This is a genomic window from Clostridium sp. (assembly GCF_051650885.1).
In the GTDB taxonomy this organism is placed as follows: domain Bacteria; phylum Bacillota; class Clostridia; order Clostridiales; family Clostridiaceae; genus Clostridium.
Genome location: NZ_JBOFRG010000361.1, coordinates 1 through 1,337, shown reverse-complemented (window position 1 = coordinate 1,337; position 1,337 = coordinate 1). Strand labels below are relative to the sequence as shown.

2 protein-coding genes are annotated in these 1,337 nt (G+C 30.0%); both read right to left on the bottom strand.

Features of this window, described 5'->3' with window-relative positions:
- On the bottom strand, window positions 1-831 hold an 831-nt coding region (locus ACRC28_RS18380; protein WP_438544903.1), incomplete at its 3' end, for a carboxypeptidase-like regulatory domain-containing protein.
- A 122-nt stretch (window positions 832-953) separates the two neighbouring features.
- Window positions 954-1,337, bottom strand: a 384-nt coding sequence (locus ACRC28_RS18375; RefSeq protein ID WP_438544902.1) for a hypothetical protein, incomplete at its 5' end; no start/stop codon positions are given.

The following is a 1,337-nucleotide window of genomic DNA, read 5'->3' as shown; positions in this document are numbered from 1 at the left end:
AAAATCTTCTGCTAATGCTCTAAAACCAATCTTACAAGTATTAGGGATATCTGTATTCATACAAAGCCATGCACTAGCTAAATAATATCTATTTTTTAAAACATCTACCTCTTCAAAAAATATAATAATGTTAGGATTTCCTCCATTTATACTTATATAAGAGCTCGTTTCATCAAATGTTGTATGATTAGAAAGACTAAACCATTGCCTTGTTTGAATATTTTTCATAAAAAAATCATCAACCCCTTGGCTAATCCCTCCTGGAAGATAAGTAAAGCCTGAAGTCATAGAGTCTTGATATGGATAACTTGGCGGAACTGTATTTGCAGGTGTTCCATTTGGAAGAGTTCCAAAAATCCCATTTCCAGCTTTCTTTAATATATTTTTGTCTATAATAACTCCACTTGGAATAGACAGTGGTGTATTTTTTATTGTGCTATCTAAAAAGTCTTTTCCTGTTAAATTTGCATTTGCAATACTTACTAACAAAGTGTTTGGACTTAATGAATCTACAACATTTGTATTTGCAATTGGTGTAGTTATTTTACTATATTCTGGGTCTGCTGGTACTGGTTCTGTCATTACAGTTGCATTAGAAAAATCTGCTACACTTCCTGCTACAGCTACACTTTTTCCACACTCTATTATTTTATAATCTCCTACATCTACATTTATAAAAGAATATTCTCCATTTGAACCTGTTCTTGTATACATTCCCTTTCCATCACTTACTCTAAAAAGACATATCGGTACATCAACAATAGGTGTAAATCCACCTGGTGCCCCAAATCTTGTTCCTGCATGCCTTAAATTTCCACCTACACTTACCATTATTTTAACCTCTCCTTTTTTTAATCCTCTATTAGTTTATGTAGGTCCCTTTACCTTTGCTATTAGTACTATTACGGTACGCAAAAAAACTAGCAAGCTTTTAAACTTACTAGTTTTTCTTTTTAATCATTTTCCACTTCTAAACCTTTGAAAAATATTTTTAAATCATTTTCATTTTTAAAAGCATCCATCGGTATCATAAGCATTGGCGAATTATCTTTTTTAATCATAAATATATGATTTCCTTTTTTTATAACTCTAAATATATTTTCTACTTTAAACGTTGAGGTTTTCTTTTTATCTTCTAAATTTTGAACAAAAAAATCCTTTTCTCTTCTTCTCACCTCTTTTTTCTGAATATAAGCTGGATTCTTTTCTACCATTTTACTTAAACTTTTCCTAAAAGTTTTTCTCTTGAAAACTGTAACTCTTATCCAAATAAATATATTACATACTATAAGAACAAATATTAAAAGTCTATTTGTTTCTTCAAGACCACCATATCT